Origin of the sequence: Sphingomonas sp. OV641, assembly GCF_900109205.1 — a bacterium.
Classification (GTDB): Bacteria; Pseudomonadota; Alphaproteobacteria; order Sphingomonadales; family Sphingomonadaceae; genus Sphingomonas.
This window is the reverse complement of record NZ_FNZB01000007.1, coordinates 15,542-32,891: the sequence shown is the minus strand read 5'-3', so window position 1 is coordinate 32,891 and position 17,350 is coordinate 15,542. Positions and strand designations below refer to the sequence as shown.

General features: G+C 62.9%; 16 protein-coding genes. 8 read left to right on the top strand and 8 right to left on the bottom strand.

Annotation, left to right across the window (positions count from 1 at the left end; translation table 11 throughout):
* The first annotated feature begins 13 nt into the window (after positions 1-13).
* A complete protein-coding gene (locus BMX36_RS18610; protein ID WP_093067929.1) occupies positions 14-454 on the top strand; it encodes a four-helix bundle copper-binding protein in 441 nt (146 codons plus the stop codon).
* A 146-nt stretch (positions 455-600) separates the two neighbouring features.
* Here BMX36_RS18610 and BMX36_RS18605 read toward each other — a convergent pair whose 3' ends face one another.
* From BMX36_RS18605 to BMX36_RS21840, 5 genes are all read right to left on the bottom strand, one after another.
* Complete coding sequence (locus tag BMX36_RS18605; RefSeq protein ID WP_062788722.1) at positions 601-1,347, bottom strand: HAD-IIB family hydrolase; 747 nt, start codon at positions 1,345-1,347, stop codon at positions 601-603.
* Entirely contained in the window at positions 1,344-2,003 is a 660-nt protein-coding gene (locus BMX36_RS21970; RefSeq protein WP_093067927.1) for an HAD hydrolase family protein, read from the bottom strand. The genes BMX36_RS18605 and BMX36_RS21970 overlap by 4 nt, the downstream gene beginning before the upstream one ends.
* A 2-nt stretch (positions 2,004-2,005) precedes the next feature.
* Complete coding sequence (locus BMX36_RS18595) at positions 2,006-3,106, bottom strand: universal stress protein (RefSeq protein ID WP_093067922.1); 1,101 nt, start codon at positions 3,104-3,106, stop codon at positions 2,006-2,008.
* 1,070 nt (positions 3,107-4,176) lie between these two features.
* Positions 4,177-5,643, bottom strand: a complete 1,467-nt coding sequence (locus BMX36_RS18590; RefSeq protein ID WP_009823982.1) for a multicopper oxidase family protein — start codon at positions 5,641-5,643, stop codon at positions 4,177-4,179.
* Positions 5,644-6,265: 622 nt separating this feature from the next.
* Positions 6,266-6,487, bottom strand: a complete 222-nt coding sequence (locus BMX36_RS21840) for a hypothetical protein (protein WP_170172292.1) — start codon at positions 6,485-6,487, stop codon at positions 6,266-6,268.
* A gap of 398 nt (positions 6,488-6,885) precedes the next feature.
* On the opposite strand from BMX36_RS21840, the gene BMX36_RS21835 reads away from it, so the two are divergent.
* The 7 genes from BMX36_RS21835 (at position 6,886) to BMX36_RS18550 (ending at position 14,532) form a co-directional block, all read left to right on the top strand.
* On the top strand, positions 6,886-7,287 hold the full coding sequence (locus tag BMX36_RS21835) for a hypothetical protein (RefSeq protein ID WP_047169239.1): 402 nt from the start codon (positions 6,886-6,888) through the stop codon (positions 7,285-7,287).
* A 147-nt stretch (positions 7,288-7,434) separates the two neighbouring features.
* Complete coding sequence (locus BMX36_RS18575) at positions 7,435-7,764, top strand: hypothetical protein (protein WP_062788787.1); 330 nt, start codon at positions 7,435-7,437, stop codon at positions 7,762-7,764.
* A gap of 252 nt (positions 7,765-8,016) precedes the next feature.
* Complete coding sequence (locus tag BMX36_RS18570; protein ID WP_093067919.1) at positions 8,017-9,537, top strand: aldehyde dehydrogenase family protein; 1,521 nt, start codon at positions 8,017-8,019, stop codon at positions 9,535-9,537.
* 25 nt (positions 9,538-9,562) lie between these two features.
* Positions 9,563-10,588: an alcohol dehydrogenase AdhP gene (adhP, locus tag BMX36_RS18565; RefSeq protein WP_037569599.1), complete on the top strand. Its 1,026-nt coding sequence runs from the start codon at positions 9,563-9,565 to the stop codon at positions 10,586-10,588.
* A 25-nt stretch (positions 10,589-10,613) separates the two neighbouring features.
* Positions 10,614-12,320 (top strand): copper resistance system multicopper oxidase, encoded by a 1,707-nt coding sequence (locus BMX36_RS18560; protein ID WP_093067916.1) that lies wholly within the window; start codon positions 10,614-10,616, stop codon positions 12,318-12,320.
* Positions 12,317-13,303 (top strand): copper resistance protein B, encoded by a 987-nt coding sequence (locus tag BMX36_RS18555; RefSeq protein ID WP_170172290.1) that lies wholly within the window; start codon positions 12,317-12,319, stop codon positions 13,301-13,303. The genes BMX36_RS18560 and BMX36_RS18555 overlap by 4 nt, the downstream gene beginning before the upstream one ends.
* Positions 13,297-14,532: an MFS transporter gene (locus BMX36_RS18550; RefSeq protein ID WP_231746511.1), complete on the top strand. Its 1,236-nt coding sequence runs from the start codon at positions 13,297-13,299 to the stop codon at positions 14,530-14,532. The genes BMX36_RS18555 and BMX36_RS18550 overlap by 7 nt, the downstream gene beginning before the upstream one ends.
* Before the next feature lie 180 nt (positions 14,533-14,712).
* Here BMX36_RS18550 and BMX36_RS18545 read toward each other — a convergent pair whose 3' ends face one another.
* From BMX36_RS18545 to BMX36_RS18535, 3 genes are all read right to left on the bottom strand, one after another.
* Positions 14,713-15,117, bottom strand: coding sequence for a response regulator (locus BMX36_RS18545; RefSeq protein WP_037486787.1), 405 nt, complete (start codon positions 15,115-15,117; stop codon positions 14,713-14,715).
* Between the two features lie 83 nt (positions 15,118-15,200).
* Positions 15,201-15,821 carry a response regulator transcription factor gene (locus tag BMX36_RS18540; protein ID WP_037486757.1) on the bottom strand — a complete coding sequence of 207 codons (621 nt, stop codon included), beginning with the start codon at positions 15,819-15,821 and terminating at the stop codon, positions 15,201-15,203.
* Positions 15,811-17,346 (bottom strand): PAS domain-containing sensor histidine kinase, encoded by a 1,536-nt coding sequence (locus tag BMX36_RS18535; protein ID WP_093067913.1) that lies wholly within the window; start codon positions 17,344-17,346, stop codon positions 15,811-15,813. Before BMX36_RS18535 ends, BMX36_RS18540 begins: the two co-directional genes overlap by 11 nt.
* Between the last annotated feature and the right edge of the window lie 4 nt (positions 17,347-17,350).

Sequence of the window (17,350 nt, the reverse complement as noted above, 5' to 3'; positions counted from 1 at the left end):
AGATGGGAGGTGCATGATGATCGAGAGACGCGAATTGCTGATGGCCGGCGCCGGCCTTGCCGCCGCTGGAACGCAGGCTGGGCCGGCGGCGGCGCAGCAGCATCGAATGGAAGGGATGGCGATGTCGATGACGGACTGCATCGACGATTGCGTGGCTTCGCACCGCATGTGCCTGGAGACCGCCGCCTGGCTGACGAAGCAAGGCGGCGCGTCAGCCACGGCGTCGCTGATCGCCATGCTGAACGACTGTGCGGAACTGTGCCAGGCGACCGCCAACTCGATGCTGCGCGAATCCTCCCTCCATACCATCCTGTGTCGCGCCTGCGCTGACGGCTGCGAACGATGTGCGCGGGAATGCCTGAGCCACGTCGTGGGCGAGCGGATCAAGCGTTGCTCGGCTACCTGCAAGGATTGCGCCGCCAGCTGTCGGATGATGGCGGACATGGCCAGCTGAGTGTCCTAGAACGCGCCCAGGCGTAGTGGGGTCAAGCAGCTCCGGCACGATTGAAGCGATCCGTCGGCTCCACAATGTGGGACCGCTGCGAAGCTGGGTCGTACGGGCGCGAAAGCGGGACTGGTTAGGTATCGGCGGTAGCGCTTTTAGACTAGCCAGGCAGCGATCGCGCCAACCACCGACTTGGTTTCGGCAACGTCGCGGACTCGAACGGTATCCAGCCCGAGGTGCTTGGCCGGATAATCATTTCCGCCCGGGAAGATCGCGTCACCGAAGAAGATCATCTCGTCGAGCGCGACGCCGGTCTGCTCGGAAAGGCGCTTAAGGCCATAGGCCTTGTCTATCCCTTCGCGCGTGATGTCGATCGATGTCGCCCCGCCGATATTGATGGCAAAGCCTGGCAGCAACGGCTGGAGCAGGGCCTGCAATTTCTTGCGCTTGGCGTGATCGGGATCCCACGTGTCCTTGGCCTCGAGCGGCGCCTCCTGACCGAGCGCGGAGAATGTGATCTGGCTGCCGCGATCCTCGATCTGCTCGCCCCAGATGTTCTCGTTTGGATAGCCCGCCTGCTCGACCGCCTTCGTCAGTGCTTCGCGGATGCGCTGGCTTTCGTCGCCGGTGAACAGATCGGCATAGATACGCGTCCATTGGCCGTCGGCGTGACGATAGAGCTTGGTGCCCGTGGTCGGCTGGATGATGAAATTGTCGAGCCGCGCCCGGGCGGGCATGCGCGACACCACCTGTTTCTCGAATTGCGGCCAGTCGCCTCCGGAGATGATCGCTACCATCGTCACGTCGAGCAGGCGGGTAAGCAGATCCGCCATTTCATCGTCGAGCGGCTGCTTGCTGAGCGCGAGCGTTCCGTCGAGGTCGAAAGCGGCCAGTCGCTTCATGATGATCCTCCCACAAGCGGCAGCAGAAATGCGTCGATGGCATCGGCGATGCCATCTTTGTCGTTGCTGGTTGAAATGTAATGCGCTGCGCTACGGATCTCCTCAGGCGCCTTGCCCATGGCGTTCGTTAGTGCAAAAGGGGGAGCGACTTGAGGAAAAAGTTGGGTGAAACCCGTAACGATCATTTCAAGACAAACGATACGTAGCATCGTAGGAATCGCCCAGGTTTCAGCTATGCTGAGCGGCATCTTATTCTGATATCGAACGACGAATTCGACAGCCGAGGACAGTGAGACTTGCAGGTGAGACGCCAGAAGCAGAGACTGCGCGACTTGATGGGCGCGTGGTCGCCTGAGGCCGTCTTCAGCAAGACCGGGAAGTTTCGCGTAGAAAGCCTTCGGAAGACCCTCACCAATTTGCAGGATCGCGCGCTGGATCTGATAGTCGTTGTCGAGTAGCCATTCGGCTGCGGCGCTGCCGCGCTGGTCGGCTTGCGTGGCTGCCTGGCGGGCTCGAGCCAGCCAGTCTTTCATGGCGTCGAGATGCGCCCAGATGGGAAGAGGCGCTGAGCGACCGATCAATCCTGTCAGCTGATGGCGTGTGGCGGTCTCGTCGGCCGCCCCCGAAATAGGGTCGGTCCCCTCAATATCGGCCATGATCAGGCTTGGGCGGCGAGGGGTAGCCGGAGGCAATTATGCCCTACGGCGATCTGCGCTTTTCCCGAGCGGATTGTCGCAGGCGTTACGAGCATTGGTACATTGCAATGCGTCATCAGGTAGGAGGCGACCGTTCCATAGGGTACGTCGGAAACATGCCGATGGCTGTGGCCGCGCGCGGACAGGACGGCAATATCGGCCCTCTCGCGCTGAATAAGATCGCACAGCACCTCGCGTACATCCTCGCCACGGATCGAAATCGTACGCATTCGTAGACCGGACGCCGAGAGGTTGGATTTCGTTCGATCCAGGTAGCTGCGTGCTGCTTGCTCATTTCGCTCTATAAGGGCTTGTTGAAGCTTCTTGTCCTCGACTTCCAGGGGCCGTGCCTCGATCATCTCGGGCGTAGGGACGACATGGACGAGCAGGAGTTCCGCTTCCGAGGCCTTCGCAAGACGCACAGCTAGGGGCAGCACGCTCTCAGCCCAACGAGAGCCGTCAAGCGGCACCACAACCCTTCTGTAGGGCGCTGCCGGAAGCGGGGCCTCTACCGGTACGAGCAGGACCGGGGCTGGCGTCTGCATGAGCACCTTGTGCACGGTTGCCCCCATGCCCGGGCGACCGGCCTCTTGCCTGCCTCGTCTTCCCAGTACGACCATGCCGTCGTCGCACTCTCGGACAAAGCGGCAAATTTCCTCCGCGGTTTGGCCTTCGGCCAATTCGATGGAGGTTTTGGTTGGAGGTGCGCTGGTCGCGGCGGCGCATCGATCGAGGGCGCGCAGGGCTTCGCGCCGCCGGAGGTTACATTCAATCGGGTCTGGACGAGAGCGCGTCGAGCCCTCGCCGTCAAGTACTTGTAGCAGGGTAATAGGGACGTCGAGCGTTGTCGCGAGCGCACGAGCGTGTGAGTAGATCCACGCATCATGATCGGAGCAATCGATACAGGCGACAATCCCGGACTGCGGTCGGGGGGACGCCTGCGCCAGAGCTGGAAATGCTGAAGCGGCTGATATCAAATGCTCCTCTTGCCTTGGATCTCCATCGAATTCGTGGCGGCTAGGACAGCGGGAACAACCGGCATTTCGGCCTGGCGTCCCCTCCACGACTCGAACCTGCTCTGACCCTATCTGGGGGGAACGACCCGCGAAATTGTGATATATACGAATGGCGATCGGTCGGTTGACTGGGGCGCAAGAGCATCAGAACCGAAAACCGGTCGCTTGCGATTAGTACATCGGGCGGGCCTATATGCCTCCGCCTCGGCACCCGGCTTGAGCGTCCAAACCAACATGTCGGGATAGAATGAAGGTCACCTGGTCACCTTTTCCTCGTCCGGAAGCGAACTCGTCACCCCCGTTACCGCTCATGTGGTTGCTCGCTTGCACTGCGCATGAGACGATCACCGTCATCCCAAGTTCTGCGTCGGCTGCCTTGTCCTGGGCGATCTGCGATCAGATGCCATCGCAGGCGTCTCTTCTGTCTAGCGACAAATACGCATTACCACCGGCAGATGGTCGGCATAGTCTGCCCAGGGCAACCAACGAAGCTCGCAGCGGAGTGAGTGTGGATCGGAAGGGAACAGTATGACGATCGCGCTTAACGGGTTATATCGATGCCGGCTGCTCACTTTCACACGGTGGTCGTGTTCCATCTGGGCGATTTTCGCCGCGCTCACTGTGCCAACGCTACCTTCGCCGGCCAGGGTCGTTCCCGCAAGGGAAGATACCTCGACCACCAAGCTCGCGGGTGTCTGGTCATTTGATGGCCGATCCGGCTGTAAGTCGGGGATGGCCTGGGTTCTTAATCGCAACGGATCTTACAGCGAAATCCGATTGCCTGACCAGACGCCGCTTGGCGGAGGAAAGTGGTATGAACGCGGCGATACCATCTATTACTCATTGCCGCGAGTACTGACAGCGGCCGCGGGACGGCCCGACAAGCGTATGGTCATTATAGAGCGCGGCCCGCGGCGCCTGGTGGCCGTGACGAACCGCAGGGTTCGTCATGTGATGCACAAGTGTCCGGGATGATCGAATGCCTTCGATCGAGATGTGCGAAACGTTCTGGCCCAAGCCCGAAAAGGGAACAAAAACGAGAGTGGAGTTCGAAGTCACACGTCGAGCATTGCCCCCTTATTGGCATATGCAGGATTTCGCTTCTTGAGTTGTTCCCACTACGTCACGGAAAACTGACCCATCATGCCTTCGTCCTCGTGCTCCAGGATATGGCAATGGAACAGGAAGGGCGCTTTTGAAGCAGGCTGGTCGAAGCGGATTAATAACTCGACCGGTTCGTCCACGACGATGGTGTCACGTGGCCCCTGATCAAGAAGATCTGGTTCCTCGCCATCGCGACGTAGCACGTCGAAGTGCACTCCATGAATGTGGAAGGGATGGGCCATTTTCTGCCCGGAGACTTTCCATATCTCGACGGCGCCAAGCTCGACTTCCTCATCGATGCGATCAATATCGAATCGCCTGTGGTTGATCGTTAGCGGCTCTTCGTCGCTATCCATCATACCTCCCAGCCTCATGTTGAGCACCAGACGTCGCCGTGCGACGACCGTCGCCGGATCTGGCACCGCGCGGGACGCCAGGAGGAGCGGAAGCGTGGTGCTACCTCGCTTACTCGATGCCAAGCGCGGTGAAAATGTGAGGACAGTTTCATCCCCTGCGTTGTTTTCGCTAGCCTCGTGCCGATGCATCATGCCCATGCCATGCATCCTGAGGGTGCTTTGGTCCGGAGCCGATACCAACGAGACCGGTTTGCCATCGCTGAAGTCCACCAAGATCTCAGCCCGCTGACCGGAGGCCAGAGTGAGGGACTGCAATTCAACGGACTTTTCCAAAAGGCCGCCCTCGGTGCCGATCCAATAAAAGGCTCGTCCGTCGCTGAACGAAAGATCGTAAGTCCGGGCATTCGAACCATTTACGAGCCGCAGCCGCACTAAGCTTCTGGGAACGTCTGCTCGCGGGTTGTACGCGCCGTTTACGAGAATAACGTTGCCCCGCCTCCCGTCCAGCGCCACCATCATGCCCGCCGGTAACACCAGACGGCCATCCACGAACTGCCGATCCTGGATCAAGATTGGTAGATCGTCGACGCCGTAATCCGAAGGCAAACCGAGACCTTGCTCTTCCTCGTCGGTGACGAAGAGCAATCCCGCTAGGCCTGCATAGACCTGCTCCGCCGTTCGGCCGTGTGCATGCGAATGATAAAAGAGAGTGGCCGCCGGCTGACGGATCGGCAGCGTCGGACGCCAAGTCTCGCCTGGACTAATGGTCTGGTGGGGGCTGCCGTCCAGCTCTCCCGGTACGAGCAGCCCGTGCCAGTGAACCGTGGTATCAGCAGACAGATTGTTGCTGACAGTCACCGTCACGTCGTCCCCGCGATGTACCCGCAGAGTCGGGCCGAGATAGCTTCCGTTGTATCCCATGGTGGCGCTCCGCCGCCCTGGGAAGAAAGTGGTTTCCCCTTCCTGCGCCCTCAGTCCAATTCTCTGCCCATGGTCGCGTGCATCTAACAGGCGAGGAATGGGCAGCGTGCCTGCTTGGTCCGGCGTCGCAAATCTGCGCGTGCATGCCGCCCCCAGCAGGAGGCCTCCGCCCGCCAAGACAGTTCGCCGGCTCAGAAAAGTCATTTCGAAGCCCCTCCTGAGCAATCGTGAAACTGACGCAAACGCGCTTTTCTCGATCCCGATGAGATCCACCGAGGCGAAGCGCCGCTCTTCCCTTAAAGGGCGCGCGGGAGGGCAATATCCGTAATACCCGAACCGATCGCTTTTGTGCCCGCCCCCTCTGGGAAGACAAAATTGCCCTTCTAAGCTGGTTGCGGCCCTCGCCAGTTGATCAATAATCAGCCAGGCGAGCGTTCAATCACTGCGACACCGATCCGAGCGAGCGTCTATTCCGACAATTTAGCCTGGGCCAGTCCGAGTGGCTGGTTCGGCGGTGGGCCTTGCCACGATCGCGCCGAAGCAAAAGCGGCGTGCGATTTACCTTTCGCTGTTCGCCACTGCAGCAGGCGGCGTCGCTTCCCAGTGCTCGGGCTAGGCGGAGGCTTTGATGGCCGCCGTCTTCGGTCATCCGCGCCCAGCTTTTGCTAGTAGCCGAACTAAAGCGGACATTGCAGGCTGACCGCCAGCTTCGCAAATTACGTATACTGCCACCTCCAGGCCGATACCATCTCAACGGCAAGCTCCTTGGGGAGCGAGAATCGACCGGGCATGTGTCCGGTCGCACTGAAACTCAGACTTGAAGGAATCATATTTGCGCAAGAAAGCAGCGATTATCGCTTCGCTCGCAGCCTTTGGCGTCCTTGCCGTCGGCGCCGGGCCAGTTCTCGCCGATGGGATGCCGCCGGGCATGCCCGACCTTGAACAGACGCTCAAGGCGAAGCCGGCGCCGGCTCGGTCCGACACGGCCCAGATGCAAGGCATGCGACACCGCGAAGTGCGGATGCACGGTGAGATGATGCAGGACCATCGGATCGCTATGCGGGAGATGGGGACCCAGGACGGAGCCTCCCGCATGTTGCATAGGTCGCGGGGTGGTTGCTGACCCTGCAATTAAGCCAGCTCCGACCACGAGGCTGGGTGGCCAACGACCGTGGCCTGGTTCAACCGCAGCTTTGGCCCGCCGTTCTCCCACGGCGGGCCAATTGGTTTTTGCACTTCGCTGCCGGCCGCCATCAAGCGGGATCATGAATTCGCTTGACCTTGGACCATGGTCCACCCCGCACGATCCCGCGCATGCTTGTCGCGATCAAAAGCGGATTCGTAAGTTACGTATACAGACTGCGTCTCGCTAGCAGCATTGAAGCTTCGGAATTGCCGGGATCGGAACGTCGATCGGGCAACAGGACGAACACTCGGAGACCCTCAATGCGACAGACGATATTTCGCGCGGCGACCATCAGCCTCTTCGCGACGCTAACCTTCGCCGCCGGCACCGCTCTCGCCCAGTCGACGCCCGCGCCCGCGCAGACTGCGCCGGCCCATGCCCACCAGCAGGGCATGGATCATGGCGGGCAGCAGATGCACGATCAGATGATGAAGGATCATCAGGCCGGCGCGCAGAAGCAGCCGGGGCAACCGGCCCAGCAGGATCAACAGGGCATGTCGGGGATGGCCGGCATGTCCGGCGGGTCGCCTGCATCGAACGGCTCGGGCATGGCCGGTAAGGCGAAGAGTGGCTGCTGCAAGATGCCGATGAAGAAGGCCAAGCCGGCCGCGAAGAAGAAGACCGCCAAGCCCATGGCCGACAAGCCGATGAGCGACATGTGAAGTTTCCAGCCCCGATAAAACACCCCCGGGGCTGAGGGCCCGCCGCCGCCCCGCGGCGGGCCAGTTCTTTGACGATGCCCAGCGTCGCCCCGTGCTCCCAGCTTTCAAAGCCGGGACCGAGCAACTAACGTGAGAGAGGAAACAGTGATGCGAAAGCATCTTGGCGTCGGTGCTGCTGTTGGCTTTCTGCTCTTTGGCAGCACGCCGCTCCTCGCACAGGGTATCGGCCATAGCTTGTTCATGCGCGGCAAGATCGTCCGTACGGATGCGGGCGGCACAGTGGCCTGCCTGGGCAAGGCCGATGGCGCGCACATCGGGCAGATACTCGAAGTCTATCACGCAACGCCGCGCCACCGCCGCCTTGTCGGTCATGTCGAAGTCGACCAGATTTTCGACGACCATTACGCTCATTTCCGCGTGAGGGACGGGACGCTTCAGAAAGGCGATTGGGTGAGCCTAAAGCGCATCCGGGCGTAATGCCAGAATTGGAATGCCAAGCGCCGCCCTCACCTAAACAAGAATCGGCCGAGTAAGCGTGTCTCGGCATAATTCCGATCAGGCGTGCGCGAATAGGTTCGGGAGTCGATGAATAGTCATCGGCTCCGTTGGCGTGTCTGACACTCAAAGCCCGCGACACCGATGCCAGACTAACTTCTGCGGAACTTACTTATAGGCCGCCCGGGCAAAGAGATTACTCCGTCAGGCCATCGATAGAGATGGAGTCAGGTTATGTTCGAGAAGGCGATCGGGACCATTAACGCGGCGGCCTCCTTCCGACACCGCTATGATAATTTCATCGGTGGTCGATGGAGCGCTCCTGCGAGCGGCGAGTATTTCGCGGACACGAGCCCGATCAATGGCGCCCAGATCGCCGAGTTCGCGCTGTCGACGCCGGAAGATGTCGAGCGCGCGCTCGATGCGGCGCACGCCGCCAAGGATCAATGGGCAAGGATCGCGCCCGCCGAACGCGCCAGGATTCTCAATCGCGTCGCCGACCGGCTCGAAGACAATCTGGAGTTGCTGGCACTTGCCGAGACGATCGACAATGGCAAGCCGATCCGCGAGACGCGCGCTGCCGACGTGCCGCTCGCGATCGACCATTTCCGCTACTTCGCCGGCTGCATCCGGGCGGAGGAAGGCGGCATCTCGACGATCGATGCGGACACCATCGCCTATCATTTCCGCGAGCCGCTCGGCGTCGTCGGCCAGATCATCCCGTGGAACTTCCCGCTGCTGATGGCGGCGTGGAAGATCGCCCCGGCGCTGGCGGCGGGCAACTGCACCGTCATCAAACCCGCATCCCAGACGCCGCTCACCTTGCTGATGTTCGCCGAGCTCACCGCCGACATCCTGCCGCCCGGCGTGCTCAATGTCGTTACCGGCCCGGGACGGACCGTCGGCCAGGCGATCGCCGCCAATCCGCGCATCGCCAAGGTCTCGTTCACCGGCGAGACCGTCACCGGCAAGCAGATCATGCATGCGGCCGCCGACCATCTGATCCCCCAGACTATGGAGCTTGGCGGCAAGTCGCCGAACATCTTCATGGCGGACGTGCTCGACGACGACGATGCCTTCTTCGACAAGGCGCTCGAAGGCTTTACTTTGTTCGCGTTCAACAAGGGCGAGGTCTGCACCTGCCCGTCGCGTGCGCTGATCCATGAGTCGATCTTCGACCGCTTCATCGAGCGCGCCGTGGCGCGCGTCGCCGCGATCCGCCAGGGCGATCCGCTCGACCCCTCGGTCCAGGTCGGCGCGCAGGCGTCGGAGGACCAGCTCCACAAGATCCTGGGCTATATCGATATCGGCAAGGCCGAGGGCGCGCAGTGTCTGGTCGGTGGCGCCAGGGCGCTGCCGGGCGGTGCGCTCGACCAGGGCTATTTCGTGCAGCCGACGGTGTTCGTGGGTCAGAACCACATGCGCATCTTCCAGGAGGAGATCTTCGGTCCCGTCCTGTCGGTCACCACCTTCAAGACGGTCGAGGAGGCGATCGCACTTGCCAACGACACCGCCTACGGTCTTGGCGCGGGCGTCTGGACCCGGAGCGGCAACACCGCCTACCGGCTCGGCCGCGCGATCGAGGCCGGGCGGGTCTGGACCAACTGCTATCATCAGTACCCCGCCCATGCCGCCTTCGGCGGATACAAGGCGTCGGGCTTCGGGCGTGAAAATCACCGGATGATGCTCGACCATTATCAGCAGACCAAGAACCTGCTCGTCTCCTATGACGAGCACGCGCTCGGCCTGTTCTGACCCCTCGCTCAAAGGAGAAGCGGACATGGCGAAAACCATGAAGGCGGCGGTCGTCCGCGAATTCGGCAAGCCCCTGGTCATCGAGGAGGCGCCGATCCCGGCGGTCGGCCCCGGGCAGATCCTGGTCAAGATTGCGGCAACCGGCGTGTGCCATACCGACCTGCACGCGGCAGAAGGAGACTGGCCGGTCAAGCCCAACCCGCCCTTCATTCCTGGCCATGAAGGCGTCGGGCATGTCGCCGCCGTCGGTGCAGGCGTCACCCATGTGAAGGAAGGCGACCGGGTCGGTGTGCCCTGGCTCTACACCGCCTGCGGGCACTGCGTGCATTGCCTGGGTGGCTGGGAGACGCTTTGCCACGAACAGCAGAACACCGGCTATTCGGTCAATGGCAGCTTTGCCGAATATGTCCTCGCCGATCCCAACTATGTTGGTCACCTTCCCGACAATGTCGACTTCCTCGACATTGCGCCGATCCTCTGCGCGGGCGTCACCGTCTACAAGGGATTGAAGGCCACCGAGGCCCGACCCGGCGAGTGGGTGGTCGTCTCCGGCATTGGCGGGCTCGGCCACATGGCGGTGCAATATGCCCGAGCCATGGGTCTCAATGTGGCCGCGGTCGACATCGACGATAGCAAGCTCGACCTCGCTACACGCCTTGGCGCCACACTGACGGTCAACGCGCGCAACGAGGACCCTTCGGCAGCGCTCAAGAAAGCCATTGGCGGCGCGCACGGGGCGCTGGTGACCGCCGTTTCGCCCAAGGCGTTCCAGCAGGCGCTCGGCATGGTCCGGCGCGGCGGCACGGTCGCGCTCAACGGCCTGCCGCCGGGCGACTTCCCGTTGTCGATCTTCGACACCGTGCTGAACGGCATTACCGTGCGCGGCTCGATCGTTGGCACGCGGCTCGATCTGCTCGAGGCACTGGCGTTCGCCGGCGAGGGCAAGGTCAAGGCCACGGTCCATGCGGACAGGCTCGAGAACATCAACGACGTCTTCTCCCGCATGCATCATGGCGACATCGAGGGCCGGATCGTCCTCGACCTCGCCTGAAGCCGACTTCGCGAAAGTACAGTTCATGTCTCCCTTACATATCCGGCCGATCGCGCGGCGCCGTTTCGTCCAGGGGCTGGCGATCGGCGGCGCGGTCGCCGGTTTCGCCCCGGCGCTTCTCGCGCGATCCGCACCAACCTTGCCCGCTGAGCTGAGCGGGACCGAGTTCGACCTCGAGATCGCCGAGCTGCCGGTCAACTTCACCGGCAAACGCCGTATCGCGACCGCCGTGAACGGCAGCGTGCCCGCGCCGGTCCTGCGCCTGCGCGAAGGCGACACGGTCACGCTGCGCGTACGCAACGGCCTCAAGGAGATGTCGAGCATCCATTGGCACGGCATCATCGTGCCGGCGGAGATGGACGGCGTGCCCGGCATCAGCTTTGCCGGCATCGCGCCGGGCGAGACCTTCACCTATCGCTTCGAGGTCCGCCAGAGCGGAACCTACTGGTATCACGCTCACACGCTCGCCGAGCAGACGGGACTCTATGGAGCGATCATCGTGGAGCCAAAACAGGTGCCGGTGGCGCGGGCGCCCGATCGCGACTATTGCATCGTGCTCAGCGACTGGTCGGACGAGCCGCCGTTGCAGATCTTCCTCAATCTCAAGAAGCAGAGCAGCTACTATAATTTTGCGCAGCCGACCGCCGGCGATTTCCTCAAGGATGTCGGCACCATGGGCTTGGGCAAGGCGCTCGAGCGGCGGCGGATGTGGAACAGCTCGCGGATGAACCCGACCGACTACAGCGATGTCTCTGCCGCGACCTACACCTATCTGATGAACGGCGCGCCGCCCGCCGGCAACTGGACCGGTATCGCCGCGCCCGGCGAGCGCGTGCGCCTGCGCTTCGTCGGCGCGGGGACGGCGACGTTCTTCGACGTGCGGATCCCCGGGGTCGAGCTGACGGTCGTATCGACCGACGGGCAGCCGGTCGAGCCGGTCACGGTCGAGGAATTCCGGATCGGCCCGGGCGAGACCTACGACGTCGAGTTCACCATGCCCGAGGGCGGCGCCCGCACCATCTTCGCGCAGGCGATCGATCGGAGCGGCTATGCGCGTGGCACGATCGCACCGGCCCCGGGCATGGCGGCAGCCGTGCCGCCGCTCGAGGCCCGGACCTGGCTCGAGCCGGTCGACATGATGGGCGCGATGGCGACGATGGGCGCAATGGGAGGCGACGCGCATGCCGGGCACGGCATGACCGAGATGGCGGCCAGGGCACGGCACGCCCGCACCGAATATGGCGCCAATACCGACATGCGCGTCGACTATCCGCGCACCAATCTCGACGATCCCGGCGCCGGGCTGCGCGGGCGCGGCTGGCGCGTGCTGACGCTGGCCGATCTGCGCACGCCGGGCGGCGATCCCGACCCGCGCGAGCCCGAGCGCGACATCGAGCTGCATCTGACGGGCAATATGGAACGGTTCATCTGGTCGCTCGACGGCATCAAGCTCAACGATTCCAGGCCGCTTCATTTCAAGCCAAACGAGCGGCTGCGCGTCACCTTCGTCAACGACACGATGATGGCGCATCCGATGCATCTGCACGGCATGTGGAGCGATGTCGAAGGCCCGGACGGCGCCTTCCAGGTCCGCAAGCATACGGTCGTGGTCCAGCCCGCCCAGCGGGTGAGCTTCCGCGTCACCGCCGACGCCATGGGCCGATGGGCCTTCCACTGCCATCTGCTCTATCACATGGCGGCCGGCATGTTCCGGGAGGTGGTGGTCGCATGATCCGGATTTTCCCCTCGCGCGGCATCGCTCTTGGCGCTGCCCTCTTCCTGGCGCCGGCGATCACGGCTCCCGCCCTCGCGCAGGATGCCTCGCCCCCGTCGCCCGCCGCCACCCCTGCCCAAACGGCCACTCCCGCTCAGCACACCCCTTCCGCGCAAGGCTCTCAGGACCATGCGGGCATGGACATGCCGGGCATGGATATGACCGACACGAAGGCGTCCGGTAACGGCGCCACGATGGACATGGGCTCGATGCAGGGTGGCAAGGCCCCGCCGGACGCGCGCAACTCGGACGATTATGCCGACGGCTATCGCAACTCGACGCTGCCGGGCTATGAGATGGCCGACAAGCTCTCGATCCCCAAGATACTTGTCGATGAGCTCGAATTCGCCAGCGGCAACGAGGGTCAGGGCGTGGGTTGGACCGTGCTCGTCACCAAGGGTCAGGACAATGACAAGCTCTGGCTGCGCAGCCAGGGCCTCAAGAACTCCCGCGACCAACGTCTCGATCCGGAGAGCAGCGTCGAGGCGCTGTGGTGGCACAGCAAGAACCCGTTCTGGGGCACGCTGCTCGGGGTCAGGCAGGATCTCGGCAAGGGCGCGACGACATGGCTGGCCGCCGGCGTCGAGGGACTGGCGCCTTATTGGTTCGACGTCCAGCTCACCGGCTATGTAGGAACCGATGGGCGTCTCGCGGCGCGCGCCAAGGCCTCCTATGAGGTCCTGTTCACCAATCGGTTGATCCTCACACCGCAGGTAGAGACCAATATCTATTCGAAGCGGTCGAGAGATCGGCAGCTTGGCAGCGGCTTCAGCAATGTCGAGCTGAGCGGACGGTTGCGCTACGAGGTGTCGCGCAAGTTCGCGCCCTATATCGGCTTCGTCTGGGAGCGTGCGTTCGATGGCACGGCGGGCTTCCGACGCCTGCGGGGCGAGGGGTCATCCGAACACCGGCTGGTGATCGGCTTGCGCGCTTGGTGGTGATACCGGCTCTCCGACGAACCGCTGACCCGCTTGTTCCCCAAGGCGAATCACACGATGGCAAGCGTGGTCAATCCTCCTTCATTGTGTTGCTGCTCGCGGCGGTGTCGGCCTCGGCAGGGCAGACGGCCATTCTCGCTTTCCTTCCGACCCTGGTCGACCCAAATCCCGGCGGGCTTTCCTCAGCGCATGATTTTCATGTCGCGAGCTTGACCGCCGTCCACCCGCTGGCAGCACTGGTGGCGGCACCGCTTTGGGGCTGGATTGCCGACCGGGTCGACTACCGCGTCATGTTGCGCACAGCGCTCATTATCCTCGCGATGGTGACTGCACCAGTTGGCCTCGTAGCTCTGCCGACTCTCTACGTTTTGCGCACGGTCGCGGGGATGGCGGCCGCCGCCATCATACCGCTTGCGCTGCTCAGTGCGAGTTTCGCCGCGGTCAGCCGTGGGGAGCAGGCGCGGCGTTTCACCTGGTTGACGGGGTCTGTATTTTTGGGAGACCTCGGCGGACCGCTTTTGGCGGAAGCCTCCGTTGCGATCATGCCCGGCGCGCCGCTCATGATCGTTGCTGCCAGCATCGGCACCGTCGCGGGGTCGCTTTGCCTTGTAAGCCTGCCAGGCCGCTGTGCGCACTGCCTCGACTCAGGAGATCCGCCGCCGCCGACAGTCTGCGCCACGGGAGTCCTATTACTCATCACGATCGCTGCGGGGGCCGGGCTTGCCGCTATGCACGTCAATCTCCTGATGACGCGCAGTGCGGTCTCGCTGAGCCGCGAGCAGATCGCCTGGATGCTCAGTCTTTGCGGATTCGGCATGCTGGCGGCGCAGATCTTTCATGCAAGGCTCGATTGGTTAGTGAAGGTTCCCGGGCGTCTTGCCGGATTGACGCTCGGTTTGCTGGCAGCGGCGCTCGTTGCCTTTCCACTCGCATCAAGCATAGCCGATATGAGCGTGTTCATCCTGGTCGCCGGTTGGAGCTCGGCGAGCCTGCGATTGGTCACAAGCTTCTGGATCAGCGGTTCTGCGGCGGCCTCAGGGGTGAGGCTTGGCCTCCAGCATTCGGCTGCCAGCATCGGGCAGGCACTGGCGCCCGTGGCGCTCGCTTTCGCCGCACCCGGCGCTCAGCCTCTCGTCCTCTGGAGCATTGCCGGCCTGTCGCTCCTGCTGCTTGTGGTCCTGCCACTAGCTTGGAAACGGCCCTCTTCAGGTGCTAATTCGTCAGGCGGATAAGGGGAGCGCGTAAATCGATATGAATCGTACCGTCCACCACTATCCAAGATGTGTTGCTGTGACAAATGAGCCCAGCCGCGGCAAGGCCCTTGGGCGCAGCTGGGTTGGTTTCCTCTGGAAAAACGACGTGCTCGTGTCCCCACCTGGCCTCTTTAGCGTTGGCGGTCGGACGCGGTCCATTTACTCATTCGACGAGAGGCGTCTGTGACGGCCGATTGCCTCGAGGAGTAGACGGCTCCTTAGTGGTTTAGTGATCATGTGATCAAAGCCCGCGTCGGCAGCGCGGCGGGCGAGAACCTCGTCATGGAAGCCCGAAATCATGATGGAGCATCCGGACCAGCCCAGCGATCGGAGTTGGCGCAGGATCGAAAAGCCATCAATGTCCGGCATGCGATAATCAACAATCAGGCAATTGGCTCGCTTGGCACGCGAATCGGCCAAAAGCGCGCTACCACTTGTATAGCTACAGACGCAGTAGCCACGGGATCTAAGGAGAAGCTGAAGGGCACGCCGAACACCCGGGTCGTCGTCGGAGACGAGGATGGTGTAGCGCCCATCACCTTGTGTGTCAGAAAACGAAGACATCTCGCGCGACATGAGGACCTGTTGCATCACGGCAATGGCTCGCACGATGCGGCATCCTCGTCGCTACGTAGAGGGCGCAGTTATCACGTCTTGCGACCGAACCCGGCAGCAAAGGCGATCCTCAACGCCTCAGAGAGATTGCGGACCTCGAGCTTGGCCATGAGGCTGGCGCGGTGAACCTCGACCGTCCGGGATGAGCAACCCAGATCATAGGCGATCGTCTTGTTGGGCAAGCCGTTCGCCAATCCTTCCAGCACTTCCTGCTCGCGGGGGGTCAAGGCAGCAACCCGCACCTCGGCTTCCGACGATTCCAGCGCGCGAAGGTCGACATCGTCGAGACGAGCGAAAGCGCGCCTCACGGCCTCGAGCAGGGCAGCCTTCTCGAAGGGCTTTTCGAGAAAGTCAATCGCGCCGCCTTTCATAGCCTGCACAGCTACCGACACATCGCCGTGGCCGGTCAGGACGATGACCGGCATGTTGATCCCACGCGCAGCCATAGTGGTCTGGACTTGGAGACCGTCCATTTCAGGCATCCGCACATCCAAGATAACGCAGCCTACTTCAGCGGACTTCGCTGTCCTGAGAAATTCCACTCCGGAGGTGTAGGCGATGACATCATAGCCCGCGGTTTTGAGCGCGAAGCTTGCCGCCTTGCGGATGCTCTCCTCGTCGTCGACCAGATGAATGATGCGTCTATCCCCCATGTTCCTCCTTCGCCCGCGCGTGGATCAGCGTGAAGTGAAAGCACGTGCCGCCGCGGTCGGGGCGCTCCATCCAGATACGGCCGCCATGCGCTTCGATGATGGTCCGGCAGATCGAGAGGCCGAGGCCCATGCCGTCGGCCTTTGTCGAGTTGAACGCCGTGAAGAGCTGCTCGCGGACCTCGTCGGCGATGCCGGGGCCGGTATCCTCCACGGTCACCTCGATCAGCCCGTCAGGGCGCAACCTGGTCGCCACCTTGAGGTCGCGAACCGGACACTCCGCCATCGCCTCGATGGCATTGAGCATCAGGTTGACCAGCACCTGCTGGATCTGCACCCTGTCGACGAGGACCGGCGTCGCGGCGGGATCGACCGCGAAAAAGCTGCGTATGCCGCGCTCGCGTGCGCCGACCAGCGCGAGCTGGCTCGCCTCGGCGATGACCTGCGGCAGCTCGTGGAGGCTCTTGTCGACCTCGCCGCGGGCGACGAAATCGCGCAGGCGCCGGACGATATGGCCGGCCCGCAGCGTTTCCTGTGCCGCATCATCCATCACCGACCGTAGCGACACGAAGGGTTCGTCGTCCCGCTCGTCGAGCATGTCGCGGATCGTCTCGAGATAGAGCGCGACTGCGGCAAGCGGCTGGTTGAGTTCGTGGGCGAGGGTCGAGGCCATCGTGCCCATCGCGCTCAGCCGGGAGACATGGACCAGCTCCGCCTGCAGTTCCTTGAGCCTGAGCTCATCCTGCTCCTTGGCGGTGAGATCCTGGATGAACCCTGTGAAAAGCCGCTGGCCCTCTTCACCGGCCTCGCCGACCGACAACTGCATCGGGAAGGTCGAGCCGTCGCGGCGCTGGCCGACCACGACGCGACCGAGGCCAATGATCCGGCGCTCGCCGGTCTGCAGATAATGCGCGAGATATTCGTCATGCCGGTCGCGATCGGGCTGGGGCATGAGGCAGGAGACGTTGCGGCCGACGAGCTCGGCTTCGCTGTAGCCGAACAGGCGTTGTGCCGCTGCGCTGAACGACGTGATGGCGCCGGTCTCGTCGATGATGATCATCGCATCCGGCACCGTCGCCAGAATCGATTGCAGATGCTGCTCGCGGGTCTCGATCGATGCGCGGACCGCCGCCTCGTCGGTGACATCGCGGCTGATGCAGGCGAAGCCTCGATGTGTGTCGCCTTCGAACAGGGCGCTGATCGTCAGGCGCGCGAGATATTCCGCGCCGTTCTCGCAGACCCGCCACGCTTCGCGCTCCAGCGTGCCCTCGTGAAGGGCGGCCGCCAGGTCTGCGCCTGGACGACGCGCCGCAATCTCGTCAGGCGGGTAGAACAGGTCGTGGGGCTGTCCCAGAACGCGATCGAGCGGCCAGCATTCGGCACGCTCGCCTTCTTCATTATAGCTCAGCACGATCCCGGAAGGATCGAGCAGCGTCAGGACGTGGCCGCCAGCCTGTCGCAGGAACAGCGGCGCAAGCCGCGCTACGTCGCTTGCAATCTCGTCCGCCCCGCGCCTCGTGTCGACCATCGGC